12 protein-coding genes are annotated in these 15,424 nt (G+C 75.3%); 3 read left to right on the top strand and 9 right to left on the bottom strand.

Annotated elements, in window-relative coordinates:
* Positions 1–18: 18 nt before the first annotated feature.
* The 6 genes from ACH414_RS22790 to ACH414_RS22815 all read right to left on the bottom strand — a co-directional run bounded on the left by ACH414_RS22790 (position 19) and on the right by ACH414_RS22815 (position 7,712).
* The gene (locus ACH414_RS22790) at positions 19–1,431 is read right to left on the bottom strand and encodes a lysine N(6)-hydroxylase/L-ornithine N(5)-oxygenase family protein (RefSeq protein ID WP_386565013.1); all 1,413 of its coding nucleotides are present in this window, start codon (positions 1,429–1,431) and stop codon (positions 19–21) included.
* Entirely contained in the window at positions 1,428–2,804 is a 1,377-nt protein-coding gene (locus ACH414_RS22795) for a pyridoxal phosphate-dependent decarboxylase family protein (RefSeq protein WP_382540124.1), read from the bottom strand. Before ACH414_RS22795 ends, ACH414_RS22790 begins: the two co-directional genes overlap by 4 nt.
* Positions 2,805–2,907: 103 nt before the next feature.
* Entirely contained in the window at positions 2,908–5,391 is a 2,484-nt protein-coding gene (gene pepN / locus ACH414_RS22800; protein WP_398943118.1) for an aminopeptidase N, read from the bottom strand.
* A 49-nt stretch (positions 5,392–5,440) separates the two neighbouring features.
* Positions 5,441–6,436, bottom strand: a complete 996-nt coding sequence (locus tag ACH414_RS22805; RefSeq protein WP_382540130.1) for an asparaginase — start codon at positions 6,434–6,436, stop codon at positions 5,441–5,443.
* Complete coding sequence (locus ACH414_RS22810; RefSeq protein ID WP_398943121.1) at positions 6,436–6,813, bottom strand: chorismate mutase; 378 nt, start codon at positions 6,811–6,813, stop codon at positions 6,436–6,438. The genes ACH414_RS22805 and ACH414_RS22810 overlap by 1 nt, the downstream gene beginning before the upstream one ends.
* 11 nt (positions 6,814–6,824) lie before the next feature.
* Positions 6,825–7,712 (bottom strand): helix-turn-helix domain-containing protein, encoded by an 888-nt coding sequence (locus tag ACH414_RS22815; RefSeq protein WP_382540135.1) that lies wholly within the window; start codon positions 7,710–7,712, stop codon positions 6,825–6,827.
* Positions 7,713–7,807: 95 nt separating this feature from the next.
* On the opposite strand from ACH414_RS22815, the gene ACH414_RS22820 reads away from it, so the two are divergent.
* Positions 7,808–9,553 (top strand): beta-galactosidase family protein, encoded by a 1,746-nt coding sequence (locus tag ACH414_RS22820; RefSeq protein ID WP_398943123.1) that lies wholly within the window; start codon positions 7,808–7,810, stop codon positions 9,551–9,553.
* A gap of 79 nt (positions 9,554–9,632) precedes the next feature.
* On the opposite strand, the gene ACH414_RS22825 is transcribed toward ACH414_RS22820, so the two are convergent.
* On the bottom strand, positions 9,633–10,415 hold the full coding sequence (locus ACH414_RS22825) for a S1 family peptidase (RefSeq protein WP_382540140.1): 783 nt from the start codon (positions 10,413–10,415) through the stop codon (positions 9,633–9,635).
* A gap of 175 nt (positions 10,416–10,590) precedes the next feature.
* On the opposite strand from ACH414_RS22825, the gene ACH414_RS22830 reads away from it, so the two are divergent.
* Complete coding sequence (locus ACH414_RS22830) at positions 10,591–11,424, top strand: hypothetical protein (protein ID WP_382540142.1); 834 nt, start codon at positions 10,591–10,593, stop codon at positions 11,422–11,424.
* 41 nt (positions 11,425–11,465) lie between these two features.
* Entirely contained in the window at positions 11,466–13,349 is a 1,884-nt protein-coding gene (locus tag ACH414_RS22835; RefSeq protein WP_398943125.1) for an ankyrin repeat domain-containing protein, read from the top strand.
* A gap of 308 nt (positions 13,350–13,657) precedes the next feature.
* On the opposite strand, the gene ACH414_RS22840 is transcribed toward ACH414_RS22835, so the two are convergent.
* Both ACH414_RS22840 and ACH414_RS22845 read right to left on the bottom strand, forming a co-directional pair.
* Complete coding sequence (locus tag ACH414_RS22840) at positions 13,658–14,533, bottom strand: SDR family oxidoreductase (protein ID WP_398943127.1); 876 nt, start codon at positions 14,531–14,533, stop codon at positions 13,658–13,660.
* Positions 14,520–15,392 (bottom strand): SDR family oxidoreductase, encoded by an 873-nt coding sequence (locus ACH414_RS22845; protein WP_382540150.1) that lies wholly within the window; start codon positions 15,390–15,392, stop codon positions 14,520–14,522. Before ACH414_RS22845 ends, ACH414_RS22840 begins: the two co-directional genes overlap by 14 nt.
* Positions 15,393–15,424: the final 32 nt, after the last annotated feature.

Raw genomic sequence — 15,424 nt, forward strand, 5'->3', positions numbered from 1 at the left:
CTCCTGGTCTGCCGGCTCCTACTGCTGCACGAGAGGCGTCAGCTTCTGGCCCTGGGCCGGAATGCTCGGCGCCTCTCGCGCGTCCAGGCCGAAGGTCGTGAACGCGGTGCGGCGGGGCAGCGGGTACGGCTCCTTGCCGGTGACCGAGTTGAGGATGACGGCGCTGCGCCAGGCGGCGAGCCCCAGGTCGGGGGCGCCGACGCCGTGGGTGTGCTTCTCGGCGTTCTGGACGTAGACCGAGCCGGTGATCGAGTCGTCGAGGACCAGCCGGTACGCGGCGTCGATCCGGGGCCGCCCGGCGGCGTCGTGCCGCAGATACGGGTCGAGGCCGGCGAGCATCCGGTCGACCGGGCGCTCGCGGTAGCCGGTGGCGAGCACCACGGCGTCGGTGGTGAGCCGGGAGCGGCTGTTCTGCTGGGTGTGCTCCAGGTGCAGTTCGACCTTGGTGGTGGCGACCCGGCCGGCCGTGCGGACCCGGACCCCCGGGGTGAGGACGGCGTCGGGCCAGCCGCCGTGCAGGGTGCGGCGGTAGAGCTCGTCGTGGATGGCGGCGATGGTCTCGGCGTCGATGCCCTTGTGCAACTGCCACTGCCGGGGCACCAGTTCGCCGCGCACCGGCTCGGGCAGGGCGTGGAAGTAGCGGGTGTAGTCGGGGGTGAAGTGCTCCAGGCCCAGCTTGGAGTACTCCATCGGGGCGAAGGCCTCGCTGCGGGCCAGCCAGTGCAGCTTCTCGGCCCCGGCGGGGCGGGCGCGCAGCAGGTCGAGGAAGACCTCGGCGCCCGACTGGCCGGAGCCGATGACGGTGACGTGCTCGGCGGCGAGCAGGGTCTCGCGGTGGGCCAGGTAGTCGGCGGAGTGGATCACGGGCACGCCGGGAGCGTCGGCGAGCGGGCGCAGCGGCTCGGGGACGTACGGCTCGGTGCCGACCCCGAGGACGACGTTGCGGGTGTACGAGCGGCCGAGGGCCTCGGCCTCGCCGTCGGCGTCGAGCTGGGTGAAGTCGACCTCGAACAGGCGCCGTTCGGGGTTCCAGCGGACGGAGTCGACCTGGTGTCCGAAGTGGAGCCCGGGGACCAGTCCGCTGACCCAGCGGCAGTAGGCGTCGTACTCGGCGCGCTGGATGTGGAACTTCTCGGCGAAGTAGAAGGGGAAGAGCCGGTCGCGGCTCCTGAGGTAGCTGAGGAAGCTCCAGGGGCTGGCCGGGTCGGCGAGGGTCACCAGGTCGGCCAGGAAGGGGACCTGGAGGGTGGCGCCCTCGATGAGCAGCCCGGGGTGCCAGTGGAAGGCGGGCTTCTGCTCGTAGAAGGCGGTGGCCAGGCCGCCCGGGACGCCGTGGGCGAGCGCGGCGAGGGAGAGGTTGAACGGGCCGATGCCGACGCCCACCAGGTCGAGCGGACGGTCGAGGTCGTGCTGGGGGGTGCTGCCGGTCATCGGGGGGTGCCGCCTTCCACGAGGGTGAGGATCTGTGCCAGGTCGCCGGGGGTGGTGTGGGGGTTGAGCAGGGTGGCCTTGAGCCACAGCCGGCCGTCGGCGGCGGCCCGGCCGAGGACCGCGCGGCCCTCGGCGAGCAGCGCCCGGCGGATCCCGGCGACGGCGTCGTCGGTGGCGTCGTACGGCCGGAACAGGACGGTCGTGAGCGTGGGGCGCGCGTACAGCTCCAGACCGGGCGCCTTCTCGACCAGGTCGGCGAACTCCTCGGCGAGCGCCATGCACGCGTCGACCAGGGCGCCGAGCCCGGAGCGGCCGAGGGCGCGCAGGGTGACGGCCGTCTTGAGGACGTCGGGCCGCCGGGTCGTGCGCAGGGACCGCCCCAGCAGGTCGGGCAGGCCGGCGTCCGTGTCGTCGTCGGCGTTGAGGTAGTCGGCGCTGTGCCCGAGGACGGCGAGGTCGTCGGCGTCCCGTACGGCGAGCAGCCCGGCGGCGGCCGGCTGCCAGCCCAGCTTGTGCAGGTCGACGGTGACGGTGCGGGCCCGGTCGAGCCCGGCGAGCAGCGGGCGGTGCCGGTCGCTGAAGAGGAGTGGGCCGCCGTAGGCCGCGTCCACGTGGAGGTCGGCGTTCCCGTGCGCGGCGCACAGCCCGGCGAGCTCGGGGAGCGGGTCGACCAGTCCGGCGTCGGTGGTGCCGGCGGTGGCGCAGACGAGCAGCGGACCGGGGAGGTCGGTGAGCGCCCGCTCCAGGGCGACCGGGTCCATGGTGCCGTTCGGCGCCGGGACGAGGACCGGCTCGGGCAGGCCGAGCAGCCAGGCGGCGCGCCGGAAGGAGTGGTGGGCGTTGGCCCCGACCAGGGTCCGGACGGAGCCGCCGCGCTCCCTGGCGAGGAGCAGGGCGAGCTGGTTGGACTCGGTGCCGCCGGTGGTGACCAGGGCGTCGGGTCGTGGCGCGGCCGGGAAGGCCTCGGCGGCGAGGGCGGCCGTGACCAGCTCTTCGAGCACGGAGGCGGCAGGGGCCTGGTCCCAGGAGTCCAGGGACGGGTTGAGCGCGGAGGCCGCGAGGTCGGCGGCGGCCGCGAGGGCGAGGGGCGGGGTCTGGAGGTGCGCCGCGCACAGCGGGTCCGCGGGGTCGGCCGCGCCGGCGGTGAAGGCCCGCACGACGGTGTGCAGCGCCTCGGCCCCGCCGGTGCCGTGGGCGGGCAGCACCTCCCCGAGGGCTTGGCGCACCTGGTGGGCGACCGCGTCCGGTCCGCCGGCCGGGAGGGGGCCGCCGCGGTCCTCGGCGCCGGAGCGCAGCGCGTCGAGGACGGTGTCGAGGAGGGGGCGGAGCCGGTCGGGGCCGGGGGCGCCTCCGGCGAGGGGTGCGGCACGCATGGACGACAGAGTGCCGGGGTTTTTGGCGGTGTGTCCGGCAAGGGCCCGACTGTGACCCGAACGAGGGACGGCGCCCTTGTTTCAAGGGCGCCGTCCCTGGACATCAGCCGCGCACGCGCAGCGCCCTGCGCAGGTCGTCGAGCTGGTCGACGAGCTTGCGGCGGAGGGCCGGGATCATCGTGTCCTCGGCGAGGTGCCGGTCGCCCAGGGCGAGCGAGTCCGCGTCCACCGCCCCGGCCGGGAAGGCCCAGCGGCCGGCGGCCTCGGCCATGGCGGGGCCGCGGCGGTCGGCGAGGGCGATGGCGGCCGGGTAGAAGCGGGCCACGTACGGGCGGGTGAGCTCGTCCTGTTCGGGCTTCCAGAAGCCCTGGGCGGTGGCCGTGAACAGGTAGTTGGAGAGCTCGTCGGAGTCGAACATCGCCGACCAGGCGGCGGCCTTCGCCTCCTTGCTCGGCAGGGCGGCGCGGCAGCGTGCGGCGCCCTCCCGGCCGGTGGCGCTCGGGTCGCGGTCGAGTTCGGCGGCGACGTCGGCCTCGTCGACGGCGCCGAGCACGGCGAGCCGGGCGAGGATGCGCCAGCGCAGTTCGGGGTCGAGCTCGGGGCCGCCGTGGACGGTGCCCTCCTCCAGCCAGGAGGCGATCTTGTCCGGGGTGGTGGCGCTGTCCACGTAGGTGCGGACCGCGGTGAGGCGCAGCCCGGGCGCCTCGCCGTCCTCGGTGCGGCGCATCAGGTCACGGGCGATGGCGCCGATCGTGGCGAGGGCGGCCGGGCGGTCGGCCTCGGAGACGTAGTGGTCGGCGATCTGGCCGCGGGCGAAGCCCAGGACGCCCTGGACGACCGCGAGTTCGGTCTCCTCGGGGAGGTGGGCGCGGGCGGTCTCCAGGTAGGCGGCGGGCTCCAGTTCGCCGTCGCGGACCATGTCGCGCAGCGCGTTCCAGACGACGGCCCGGGTGAGCGCGTCGGGGATGCGGGAGAGGCCGCGCAGGGCGGTCTCCTGCGACACCTCGTCGAAGCGGACCTTGGCGTAGGAGAGGTCGCCCTCGTTGAGGACGACGAGCGCGGGGCGGGGGCCGGTGAGGTCGAGGGGGGCCGCCTGGGGGACGTCGAGGTCGTGCCGCGCGCGCAGCACCGGGGCGCCGGCGGCGTCGAGGTCGTACACGCCCACCGCGATCCGGTGCGGCCGGCTCCCCTCCCGGTCGACGGTGAGGCGCCAGCGGCTGCCCTCGCCCTCGACGCGCGGGGTGAGGGTGTCGACGCCGGTGGTGCGCAGCCACTGCTCGGCCCAGCCGTGCACGTCGCGGTCGGTGGCGGCGGCGAGGTTGTCGATGAAGTCGGCGAGGGTCGCGTTGCCGAACTTGTGGCGCTTGAAGTGGATGTTGATGCCGGCCAGGAAGTCCTTCTCGCCCATCCACGCGACGAGCTGGCGCAGGGCGGAGGCGCCCTTGGCGTAGGAGATGCCGTCGAAGTTGAGCAGCGCGGAGGCGGTGTCGGGGACGGCGTCCGGGTCGGGGGCGACGGGGTGGGTGGAGGGCCGCTGGTCGGCCTCGTAACCCCAGGCCTTGCGGGTCACGCCGAAGTCGATCCAGGTGTCGGCGAAGCGGTCGGAGCAGGCCTCGTTGACGGTCTGGAAGCCCATGTACTCGGCGAAGGACTCGTTGAGCCAGATGTCGTCCCACCAGCGCAGGGTGACGAGGTCGCCGAACCACATGTGGGCCATCTCGTGGGCGATGACCATGGCGCGGGTCATCCGCTCGGTGTCGGTGACGGCCGAGCGGAAGACGAACTCGTCGCGGAAGGTGACGAGTCCGGGGTTCTCCATGGCGCCCGCGTTGAACTCGGGGACGAAGGCCTGGTCGTAGGAGTCGAAGGGGTAGGGCTCGTCGAACTTCTCGTGGAAGCGGTCGAAACAGGCCTTGGTGATGTCGATGATCTCGTCGGCGTCGGCGTCGAGGTGGGGCGCGAGCGAGCGGCGGCAGTGGATGCCGAAGGGCAGGCCGGCGTGCTCGGTGCGGACGGAGTGCCAGGGGCCGGCGGCCACGCAGACGAAGTAGGTGGAGAGCAGGGGGGTGGGGGCGGCCTTCCAGCTGCCGTCCGGCTGCTGCTCGGTGATGCCGTTGGACAGGACGGTCCAGCCCTCGGGGGCGGTGACGGCGATCTCGAAGACGGCCTTGAGGTCGGGCTGGTCGAAGGCGGCGAAGACGCGCTGGACGTCCTCCATGAACAGCTGGGTGTAGACGTACGCCTCGCCGTCGGTGGGGTCGGTGAAGCGGTGCATGCCCTCGCCGGTGCGGGAGTAGCGCATGGTGGTGGCGATGCTGAGGGTGTGCTCGCCCTCGGTGAGGGTGAGCGGGAGCCGGTTGCCGTCGAGGGCGGCGGTGTCGAGCGGCTCGCCGTCGAGGGCGGCGGAGTGCAGGGCGTCCGGCTTGAGCTCGACGAAGGTGTCCCCGGCGGCGCGGGCGGTGAACCGGATGAGGCTGGTGGACTCGAAGGTCTCGTCGCCGGTGGTGAGGTCGAGGTCCACGGTGTAGCGGTGGACGTCGAGGAGCTGGGCACGGGTCTGCGCTTCGTCGCGCGTCAGTACGGACATGGGGGCCATGCTGCCTGATGGGCCCCCGCCCCGGCAGGTGGGTGGTCGATTACGCCAGTCCGGCCCCGTCCAGGTGGGCGAAAGCGGCCGAGATCCGGGGCCGGTCGTATCCGGCGGGTCCCTTGGCGCCGCTGGAGAGCAGGGCGTGGAGCAGCAGCCGGGCCTTGGCGGGGGCCAGCGGGCCCGCCGGGATGAGCCCGTGGTGCAGCAGGTCGGTCTCGGAGCCGGGGCCGCGGTAGGTGTGGGAGAGGGTCGCGCCCGCGCCGGTACGGGAGGCGAGGACGACCGGCATGCGCTCGGCGAGCGCGGCGAGGGGTTCGACGAGCCAGGCGGGGACGTGGCCGGCGCCGAAGGCGGCGACGACGAGGCCGTCGTGGCGGTCGGCGACGGCGTCGAGGAGTTCGCCGCGGTCGCCGAGGGAGAGGGTGAGCAGGGCCACCCGTACGGAGGGGTCGAGGTCCAGGCGGCAGAGGCGGGTCGGCACGGCGGGGCGGAGCAGGATCCGCGGCTCGCCCTCGACGACGGCGCCCAGCGGCCCCGCGCCCGGGGAGGTGAAGGTGGCGAGGGAGGTGGTGTGGGCCTTGTGGGCGAAGCGGGCGGCGTGGATCTCGTCGGCGAGGACCACGAGCACACCGAGGTCGCGGCAGCCGGGGTCGGCGGCGACGGCGAGGGCGGCGGCGAGGTTGGCGGGGCCGTCGGCGCCGGGCAGGTCGGGGCGGCGCATGGCGCCGGTGACGGCGATCGGCTCCTCGGTGGTGCACAGCAGGTCGAGGAGGAAGGCGGTCTCCTCCAGGGTGTCGGTGCCCTGGACGACGACCACGCCGGAGCCGGCGGCGACGGTCGCGCGCACCTCGGCGGCGAGGGCGGTGAGGTCCTCGAAGGAGAGCGTGGAGCTGGGGACGCGGCGGAAGTCGCGGAGTTCGACCTCGACGCCGTCGGGGGCGACGCCGAGTCCGGCGAGCACCTCGGTGCCGGTCATGCGGGTGGCGTCACCGCCGCGTGCGGAGATGGTGCCGCCCAGGGTGAATACGGTGACGCGCGCCATCAGCGTGCTCCGTCCGCGATCGTCTCGTGGTGGCGGATGACCTCCGCGATGATGAAGTTCAGCAGCTTCTCCGCGAAGGCCGGGTCCAGTCTCGCGCTCTCGGCGAGTTCCCGCAGCCGGGCGATCTGCCGGGCCTCGCGGGCCGGGTCGGCGGGCGGCAGGTCGTGGGCGGCCTTGAGGACGCCGACCTGCTGGGTGCACTTGAAGCGCTCGGCGAGCATGTGGACGACGGCCGCGTCGATGTTGTCGATGCTCTCGCGCAGCCGGGTCAGCTCGGCGGCGACGGAGGGATCGACGCCGCTCGCGCCGGTGGCGCCGGGGTCGCTGCCGCCGGTGCCGCTGGTGCCGGTGCCGCTGTTCTCGCTGGTCTCGCTCATGGGGAGCGAGCCTAGCCGGATCTCGGCAGCACGATGGGCGGGTGTTCGGGATCCGGAACGGTGGTGCTCCAGCCGCCCGGGACGGTCCGGCCCTGCTGCTCGCGGAAGCGGATGGGCGCGGTGCCGACGCGGCGGGTGAAGAGCCGGGAGAAGTAGGCGGGGTCGTCGTAGCCGACGCGGCGGGCGACGGCGGCGACGGGGAGTTCGGTGGCGGCGAGGAGTTCCTTGGCGCGGCCGAGGCGGACGGTGAGCAGGTAGTCCTTGGGGCTGCAGCCGGCGGCGCGGCGGACGGCGGTGCGCAGCTCGGCGGCGGTCATGCCGTGCTTGGCGGCGTGTTCGGCGACGGTGAGGCGGCTGAAGGCGTCGCGGGTGAGGGCGGTGAGGACGGGGTCGCCGTCGGCGTTGGTGTCGGCGCGGGCGCGGCGCAGGGCGACGAGGAGCTCGTGGACGGCGGCGCCGGTCTCGACCTCCAGGAGCGGGTTGCCGGGGCGGGCGGCGCGGGCGATGCGGCCGATGGCGGCGCGGGCGGGGGCGGCGTCGGAGAGGGGGACGACGGGGCGGTCGGGTTCGATGTAGCCGAGCTCGGTGTAGGTGGCGGTGGCGGGCCCGGTGAAGTCGACGAAGGACTCGTCCCAGCCGGTGCCGGGGTCGGCGGAGTAGTGGTGGGGTACGCCGGGGGTGAGCCAGATGACCGCGGGGGCGGTGACGGTGGTGCGGCGCCCGTCGGCGGCCCGGTACCAGCCGCTGCCGGAGCTGACGAGGACGGCGACGTGGTGGTCGAGGGTGCGCGGGCCGACGGTGGGCAGGGTGCCGTGCTGGAGTCCGACGCCGAGGCAGACCAGGCCGAGGCGGTGGTGGACGGGTCCGGGCGTGAAGTAGCGCATCCAGGTGTGGTACATCGCGCGGCCGCCTTCCTGACCTCGATCCGAACGTCCAAACTGCGACGATCTTTGTCCATGGACCGGCTCGCCGCCAGAGGGCGAAGGTGAGCCGCATGAGCGAGTTCGTGGTGGGTGACGAGGACTTTCTCCTCGATGGGCGGCCGGTGCGGCTGCTTTCCGGGGCGCTGCACTACTTCCGGGTGCACGAGGAGCAGTGGGGGCACCGGCTCGGGATGCTGCGGGCGATGGGCCTCAACTGCGTCGAGACGTACGTGCCGTGGAACCTGTACGAGCCGGAGCCCGGCCGCTACGGGGACGTGGACGCGCTGGGCCGCTTCCTGGACGCGGTGGCGCGGGCGGGGATGTGGGCGATCGTGCGCCCCGGCCCGTACATCTGCGCCGAGTGGGAGAACGGCGGGCTGCCGCACTGGCTGACGGGGCCGCTCGGGCGGCGGGTGCGGACGGACGACGCCGGGTTTCTGGAGCAGGTGGAGCGCTGGTTCCGGCGGCTGCTTCCGCAGGTGGTTGCGCGGCAGATCGGGCGGGGCGGCCCGGTGCTCATGGTGCAGGTGGAGAACGAGTACGGCAGTTACGGCACGGACGCCGGCTATCTGCACAAGGTCCGGGAGCTGCTGCTCGGGTGCGGGGTGGAGGTGCCGCTGTTCACCTCGGACGGGCCCGAGGACCACATGCTGACGGGTGGTTCGGTGCCGGGGGTGCTGGCGACGGCGAACTTCGGCTCGGGGGCGCGGGAGGCGTTCGCGACGCTGCGGCGGCACCAGCCGTCGGGGCCGCTGATGTGCATGGAGTTCTGGTGCGGCTGGTTCGACCACTGGGGCACGGAGCACGTGGGGCGGGACGCGGCGGACGCGGCGGCGACGCTGCGGGAGATCCTGGAGTGCGGGGCGTCGGTGAACGTCTACATGGCGCACGGCGGGACGAGCTTCGGCGGCTGGGCGGGGGCGAACCGGGCGGGCGGGCTGCACGAGGGGGCGCTGCGGCCGACGGTGACCTCGTACGACTACGACGCGCCGGTCGACGAGGCGGGGCTGCCGACGGAGAAGTTCTGGCGCTTCCGCGAGGTCCTGGCGCAGTACGCGCAGGGGCCGCTGCCCGAGGTGCCGGAGCCGCCGGTGCGGATCGGGGCGCCGGCGGCCGGGGCGATGGACGGCTGGGCTCCGCTGCCGGAGGTGCTGGCGGTCCTCGGCGACGCGGAGACGGAGGCGCCGCTGCCGCCCTCCTTCGAGGAGTTGGGCGTGGACCGGGGCCTGGTCCGCTACCGGGTGGAGGTGCCGGGCCCCCGGCAGCCGTATCCGCTGGCGGTGTCGGGGCTGCGGGACCGTGCCTCGGTGTTCGTGGACGGGGTGCCGGCCGGGGTGCTCGACACGGAGGAGGCGCAGCTGCCGGAGCCGGTGGCGGGGCCCGCGGTGGTCGAGCTGTGGGTGGAGTCCCTGGGCCGGGTCAACTACGGGCCGCGGCTCGCGGAGCCGAAGGGTCTCACGGGCGGGATCCGGCACGAGCGGCAGTTCCTGCACGGGGTGCGGGCGCGGGGGCTGCGGCTCGACGCCTTCGAGGCGGCGGCGGTGGACAAGGTCCCGTTCGGGCCGGTCGGACCGGCCGCGGGCCCGGGGCTGTACCGGGGGGCGGTGACGGTGCCGTCGCCGGGTGACGCGGCGCTGCGGCTGCCCGCCTGGACCCGCGGGTTCGTGTGGGTCAACGGCTTCTGCCTGGGCCGCTACTGGAGCGCGGGCCCGCAGGAGTCGCTGTTCGTACCGGGCCCGGTGTTGCGGGAGGGCGCGAACGAGGTGTGGGTGCTGGAGCTGGAGGGCGGGGCGGGGGGCGCGGTGGAGCTCGCCTGACCGGCCGTCCGGCAGGGCTCCCGCGAACGGGGTGTGCCCGGAGCCGGTCGGCTCCGGGCACCCCGTACCGGTCGCGTCGCTACAGGGTCGCCGCCGCGGACTTGATGGCGGAGGCGAAGGTGGAGACCTCGGTGTAGACGCCGGGGTAGCCGGCCCGGGCGCAGCCCTCGCCCCAGCTCACGATGCCGACCTGGACCCAGGCGTTGTTGTTGTCCTTGCGGAACATCGGGCCGCCGGAGTCGCCCTGGCAGGTGTCGACGCCGCCCTGGTTGTAGCCGGCGCAGATCTCCTCGGAGGGCACGAGGGAGCTGCCGTACGCGGTCTGGCAGTCGGCGTCCGAGACGAACGGCACGATCGCCTTGCGCAGGTAGCGCTGCTGGGAGCCGCCCTCGCGGGTGGCGCCCCAGCCGGCCACGGTGAAGTCGCCGCTGTTGTACGCGGTGGTCTCGGCGATCTTCAGGTTGGGCAGGCTGGTGATCGGCGAGGCGAGCTTGATGAGGGCCCAGTCCTTGCCCTGGCCGTTGTAGCCGGGCGCCTGGTAGACCTTGGTGGACCTGACCTTGATGGCGCTGCTCGACTGCAGGTCGACGACTCCGGCGGTGGCCGTGATGCTGGTGTTGGCGCCGGAGCCGCTCACACAGTGCGCGGCGGTGAGCACGACCTGCGGGGTGATCAGGGAGCCGCCACAGCCCATGGAGAGCCTGACCATCCAGGGGAACTCGCCCTGGGCGGCCCGGGTGCCGCCGACGACCGGCGCGGGCGCGGCCGAGGCGGTGGTGGGCTGGAGGCTGACGGCGGCGAGGACGACGGCGCCGGCCGCGGCGAGTTTCTGCAGCGCGCGGACCAGTCTGTTCTTCTGCATGCGACTGCCTTCTTTCATGGGGGGTTGATCTTGATGGCATGAGCCCGTCAAGACGTGGTCCGGATTATGGGCAAGGCCCGAAGAGCGTCACAAGGAGGCCTTTTCGGCCAGCCGGGGGACGCCCAGGAGTGCGGGGCGCACCGCCCGTACTCTGGACGGCAGGGGGTGGTCCTGGATGCCGCACAGCGACGAAGTCTCCCGCGTCGAGCACGGGTTCCCGCATCTCGACACGGTCCGGTCCTCGATCACCGCGCTCTACCGGCGCCTCTCCCCCGACGGCGTCCGCCGCTACGAGACGAGCGTCCCGGCCTCCGACGTCGCCGTCGAGGACCCGGAGGAGGTGCACCTCGGCGCCCAGGGCGCGGCCCGCGCACTGGTGCGGCAGCTGCGGCTGCCCGACGCCCGGATGGTGGTGAGCTTCCGGGCGATGGAGCACGCGGCGAGCGTCGAACTGACGGCCGGTCCGGAGTACTTCGTCGAGCTCAACGAACGCTTCGCCCGCCCCGCCCACCGGCGGGACATCGGCGCCGCCCTCGCCCACGAGATCACCCATGTGCTGCTGCACCGCCTCGGGCTCTTCCTGCCCACGACGGCGGAGAACGAGATCCTGACCGATGTCGCCGCCGCCTATCTCGGCGCGGGCTGGCTGCTGCTCGACGCGTTCCGGCAGGACGGGATGTCCAGCCAGAAGCTCGGCTATCTGACCCCGGAGGAGTTCGGCTACGTCCTCGCCAAACGGGCCGCGGTCTTCGGCGAGGACCCCTCGCCCTGGTTCACCAGCGCGGTGGCGTACGAGGCGTGGGTACGCGGCCGGGCGGAGGCCGCCCGCGACTGGCGCCGGCCCCCGCTGGCCGGTGCCGGCTGGGCCGCCCGGCGGCGGGCCCGGGCGGGCGGGGACGGCGTCTTCCCCTGCCCGGTGTGCGGGCAGCGGCTGCGGGTCGCACCCGGTCGGGGCCGGGTGAAGGCGCGGTGCGGGGTGTGCCGCACGGTCCTGGAGTGCGCCCCGTAACGGATTTGCGCCGTTCGGGCGGCTCGGGTGAGGGTCGGCGCATGAGCACGTTGTTCGAGGCGCTGTGGAACGGGGACGACGACGGGGTCGTACGGGCCCTGCGGGACGGGGCCGACCCCGAGGCGCGGGAGGACGGCGAGAGCGCGCTGTACCGGGCCGCCGTCGGCAACCAGCCGGTGGCGGTACGCCTGTTGCTGGCCGCCGGGGCCGACCCGGCCCGGTACAGCGGCGCCGACGACGGCGACCTGCCGCTGTGCGGGGCCGCCTGCGGGGGCCACGCCGAGGTGGTGCGGGCGCTGCTCGCCGCGGGTGCGGACCCGGACCAGGAGGAGGCCTACGGCTTCACCGCCCTCGCCTGGGCGCTCCGGCTCGGCCACGCGGAGGTGGTGCGCGAACTGCTCGAGGCGGGCGCGGCGCCGGACCGGCCGGGACCCGACGGGCTCGCCCCGCTGGTGGCCGCCGCCCGGCGCGGCTCCGCCGCGTGTGTGCGCGCGCTGCTCGAACACGGCGCCGGGAGCCGGGCGGAGGCGCTCGACGAGGCCCGGCGGTGGATCGGCGCGGACATGGCGGCGGTGCTGCGGCGCGGGCTCGTCGAGGGCGAGGGCGCCGGGGACACCTACGAGGCTGTGGTGCGGCGGATCCCCGAGGACGGCGGCGTGACCGTCGTCGTCGAACTGCTGCGCGAGGACGGCGCGCCGGGCCGCGGGGACGAGCGCCAGACCGGGCACGCGGCCATCGCCACGCTCCTGGAGGGCGCCCTCGGCATCCGCGTCCCGCACGAGGAGCTGGCCGCCCGGGCGCTGCGCTGCGGCGACCCGGCCCAGGAGGACTGGACCACCGCGGTCGACGCCCTGACGGCCCGCGCCGACGAGACCGTTTTCGTGACCGCCACCGCCTGGTGCGCCTCCCCCGAGCCGCTCCGCCGCGCCCTGGGCGCCCGCGTCCTGGCCGCCCTGCCCGGATTCACGGCGAGCGCCGTACCGGTGCTGCGCAGGTTGGCGGCGGAGACGGCCGGGGCCCTGCGGCTCGCTGCGACGGGCCCGGCCGGCGCCGTGCCGGGCCCCGCGGCGGAGACGACCGACTCCCCGGACCGCGCCGCGGAGACGACCGCTCGGCGGGCTCCGGGGTCGGCCGGGGCCGGGGCGCTGCGAGGACCGGCGGCGGGCACGGCCGGCCCCCTGCCCGGACCCGCGACGGAGACGGCCGCGCCGCGGGCTCCGGGGTCGGCCGGAAGGGGAGCCGGAATCGGACTCGGCGGACCCGGCGGACCCGCGGAGGGTGGGTCCACCGGCGGACCCGCGGAAGGCGGCTTCACGGACGGGTCCGCGGAGGGTGGGTCCACCGGCGGACCCGCTGGCCTTGCGGGGACCGGGGCCCTTGCGGGGTCCGGGACCGAGGGGGCGGGCCGGACCGAAGGGGCGGGCGGGGACGGTGCACGCGAGCCCGCGCTGTCCGTCGTCGTCGCGCTCGGGCAGTGCGCGGACGGGAGTGCCGTGCCCGAGCTGCTCGGGCTCGCCGGGCACCCGGAGGGCGAGGTGCGGCAGCAGGTGGCCGCCGCGCTCGCCGGGATCGTGCCGGCCGGTCACGCACCGGCGGTCGCCGCCCTGGTGGGCCTGAGCACCGACCACGAGGCCCGGGTGCGGGACTGGGCGACCCTCGCGCTCGCCGAGCTGCCCGACGACACGCCCACCGTGCGGGAGGCCCTCGCCGCGCGGCTCGCCGACCCGGACCCGGAGACGGCCGCCGAGGCCGCGCGGGGCCTGGCGCTCCGTCAGGACCCGCGCGCCATAGAGGCGCTGGCCCGGATCCTGGCCGACGGCGACCCGGAGGGGCCGGCCCGCGAGACGGCGCTGGCCGCCCTCGAACACGTACGGGATCCACGGGTGCGGACCCGGCTGGAGTGGACGGCCCCGCGACGCCCCTGAGCCGTCCCGGGGTCACGGCCTGCGCGGGCGGCGCGGCCGGGCGGGCGCAGGCCGAGCAGTGCCGTCACCCCTCACCCCGTGCACCGCCACCACCCACGGCATCACCGCCGACGGCGACAGGCAGGCGAAGCAGGGCGTGCCGATGGCCGCCGCGCCGAGCTCGCCACCGAAGTGCCGGGCGGTGGAGTGGACCCCGGACGTCCCGCCCGCGAGTGCGGGGGGGGCGGGGGCGGCGGACAGGACGATGTCGACCAGGGAGACGGCCGGCCGGGCGGCTCACCTCGCAGCAGACCGGCGGCGGTCCCGGCTCACGCCCCGTACACCGGCCGCGGCGGCTCCGCCTCGGCCAGCAGCTTCTGGGCCGCCTCGCCCGCCTCGGCCGGGCTCCAGCGGGCGCCCTTGTCGGCGGTGGGGCCGGGGCGCCAGCCCTCCATCACGGTGAGCCGGCCGCCCTCCGCCTCGAAGACCCGGCCGCTCACGCCCGCCGAGGCGGCCGAGCCGAGCCAGACCACGAGGGGCGAGACGTCCTCCGGCAGCGCGGCGAGCTCCGCGAAGGTCCGCTCGGTCATCCGGGTACGGGCGGCCGGGGCGATCGCGTTGACCTGCACGCCGTAGCGGCCCAGCTCGGCCGCGGCGACCAGGGTGAGGCCGACGATCCCGGCCTTGGCGGCGGCGTAGTTGCCCTGGCCGACGCTGCCCAGCAGGCCCGCCCCCGAGGTGGTGTTGACCACCCGGGCGGCAACCGGGCGGCCCGCCTTGGCCTCCGCGCGCCAGTGGGCGGCGGCATGCCGCAGCGGCAGGAAGTGGCCCTTCACATGGACCCGGAGCACCGCGTCGAAGTCCTCCTCTTCGAGGTTGACGAGCATCCGGTCGCGCAGGAAGCCGGCGTTGTTGACGAGGGTGTCGAGGCGGCCGAACGCGTCCAGGGCGGTGCGCACCAGGGAGGCCGCGCCCTCGGTCGTCGCGATGTCGCCGCCGTGGGCGACGGCCTCGCCGCCCGCCGCGCGGATCTCCTCGACGACCAGGGCCGCCGGGCTGTCGGCCCCCGGGCTGCCGTCGAGGCCGACCCCGAGGTCGTTGACCACGACGCGGGCGCCCTCGGCGGCGAAGGCGAGGGCGTGCGCCCGGCCGAGCCCGCGGCCGGCGCCCGTCACGATGACCACCCGTTCGTCACACAGACCCATCTCGGTTCTCCTTGTCGGTCGTAGCGGCCTTGTCGGTCGTAGCGGCCTTGTCGGTCATGGCGGCCTTGCCTGCCGTGGCGGCCTGGTCGGCGGCCGCAGGAGCCTTGTTGGCGGTCGCCGCGTCGAGGAAGGCGGGGCGCTCCCCGCCTCCGTGCACCAGGAGCGAGGCCCCGGAGACGTACGCGGCCCGGTCGGAGGCGAGGAAGACCGCCGCCTCCCCGATCTCGGAGGGCTCGGCGAGCCGGCCCAGCGGCACGGTCCGGCCGACGGCGGCGATCCCGTCGGCGTCGCCGTAGTGGAGGTGGGACAGCTCGGTCCTCACCATGCCGAGGACCAGGGTGTTGACCCGGACCTCGGGGGCCCACTCGACGGCCATGGAACGGGCCAGGTTCTCCAGTCCCGCCTTGGCGGCGCCGTAGGCGGCGGTGCCCGGCGAGGGGCGGGTGCCGCTGACGCTGCCGATCATGACGACCGAGCCGCGGGAGGCCCGCAGCAGCCCGCGGGCGGCGAGGGAGACCGTCAGCGGGACGGTGAGGTTCAACTCGACGACCCGGGCGTGCCGTTCGGCCTCGCCCTCGCCGAGGAGGCGGTACGGGGTGCCGCCGGCGTTGTTGACGAGCGTGTCGAGCCGTCCGTACCGCTCGCCGACCTCGGCGAGGAAGTCCCGAACGGCGGCGGGTTCGCGCAGGTCGAGCGGGTGGAAGCGGGCCGCGCGGCCGCCCGCGGCGACCGGTTCCTCCGGGGGTCTGCGGGCGCAGACCAGGACCTCGGCCCCGGCCCGGAGAAAGGCCCGGGCGATGCCCGCGCCGACGCCGCGCGTGCCACCGGTGACGACGGCGACCCTCCCGTCCAGCTCCATCGGCTGCTACCTTCCTCCCAGCACGGTCACCT

The organism is Streptomyces sp. NPDC020422 (genome assembly GCF_044386705.1).
GTDB lineage: Bacteria > Actinomycetota > Actinomycetes > Streptomycetales > Streptomycetaceae > Streptomyces.

Excerpts from the sequence above, each read along its gene's own strand:
- ACH414_RS22805 (WP_382540130.1), bottom strand. The coding sequence starts at position 6,436 with ATGGCGCGCGTCACCGTATTCACCCTGGGCGGCACCATCTCCGCACGC.
- ACH414_RS22825 (WP_382540140.1), bottom strand. The coding sequence starts at position 10,415 with ATGCAGAAGAACAGACTGGTCCGCGCGCTGCAGAAACTCGCCGCGGCC.
- ACH414_RS22830 (WP_382540142.1), top strand. The coding sequence starts at position 10,591 with ATGCCGCACAGCGACGAAGTCTCCCGCGTCGAGCACGGGTTCCCGCAT.
- ACH414_RS22795 (WP_382540124.1), bottom strand. The coding sequence starts at position 2,804 with ATGCGTGCCGCACCCCTCGCCGGAGGCGCCCCCGGCCCCGACCGGCTC.
- ACH414_RS22845 (WP_382540150.1), bottom strand. The coding sequence starts at position 15,392 with ATGGAGCTGGACGGGAGGGTCGCCGTCGTCACCGGTGGCACGCGCGGC.
- ACH414_RS22820 (WP_398943123.1), top strand. The coding sequence starts at position 7,808 with ATGAGCGAGTTCGTGGTGGGTGACGAGGACTTTCTCCTCGATGGGCGG.
- ACH414_RS22835 (WP_398943125.1), top strand. The coding sequence starts at position 11,466 with ATGAGCACGTTGTTCGAGGCGCTGTGGAACGGGGACGACGACGGGGTC.
- ACH414_RS22815 (WP_382540135.1), bottom strand. The coding sequence starts at position 7,712 with ATGTACCACACCTGGATGCGCTACTTCACGCCCGGACCCGTCCACCAC.
- ACH414_RS22790 (WP_386565013.1), bottom strand. The coding sequence starts at position 1,431 with ATGACCGGCAGCACCCCCCAGCACGACCTCGACCGTCCGCTCGACCTG.
- ACH414_RS22840 (WP_398943127.1), bottom strand. The coding sequence starts at position 14,533 with ATGGGTCTGTGTGACGAACGGGTGGTCATCGTGACGGGCGCCGGCCGC.
- ACH414_RS22810 (WP_398943121.1), bottom strand. The coding sequence starts at position 6,813 with ATGAGCGAGACCAGCGAGAACAGCGGCACCGGCACCAGCGGCACCGGC.
- pepN (WP_398943118.1), bottom strand. The coding sequence starts at position 5,391 with ATGTCCGTACTGACGCGCGACGAAGCGCAGACCCGTGCCCAGCTCCTC.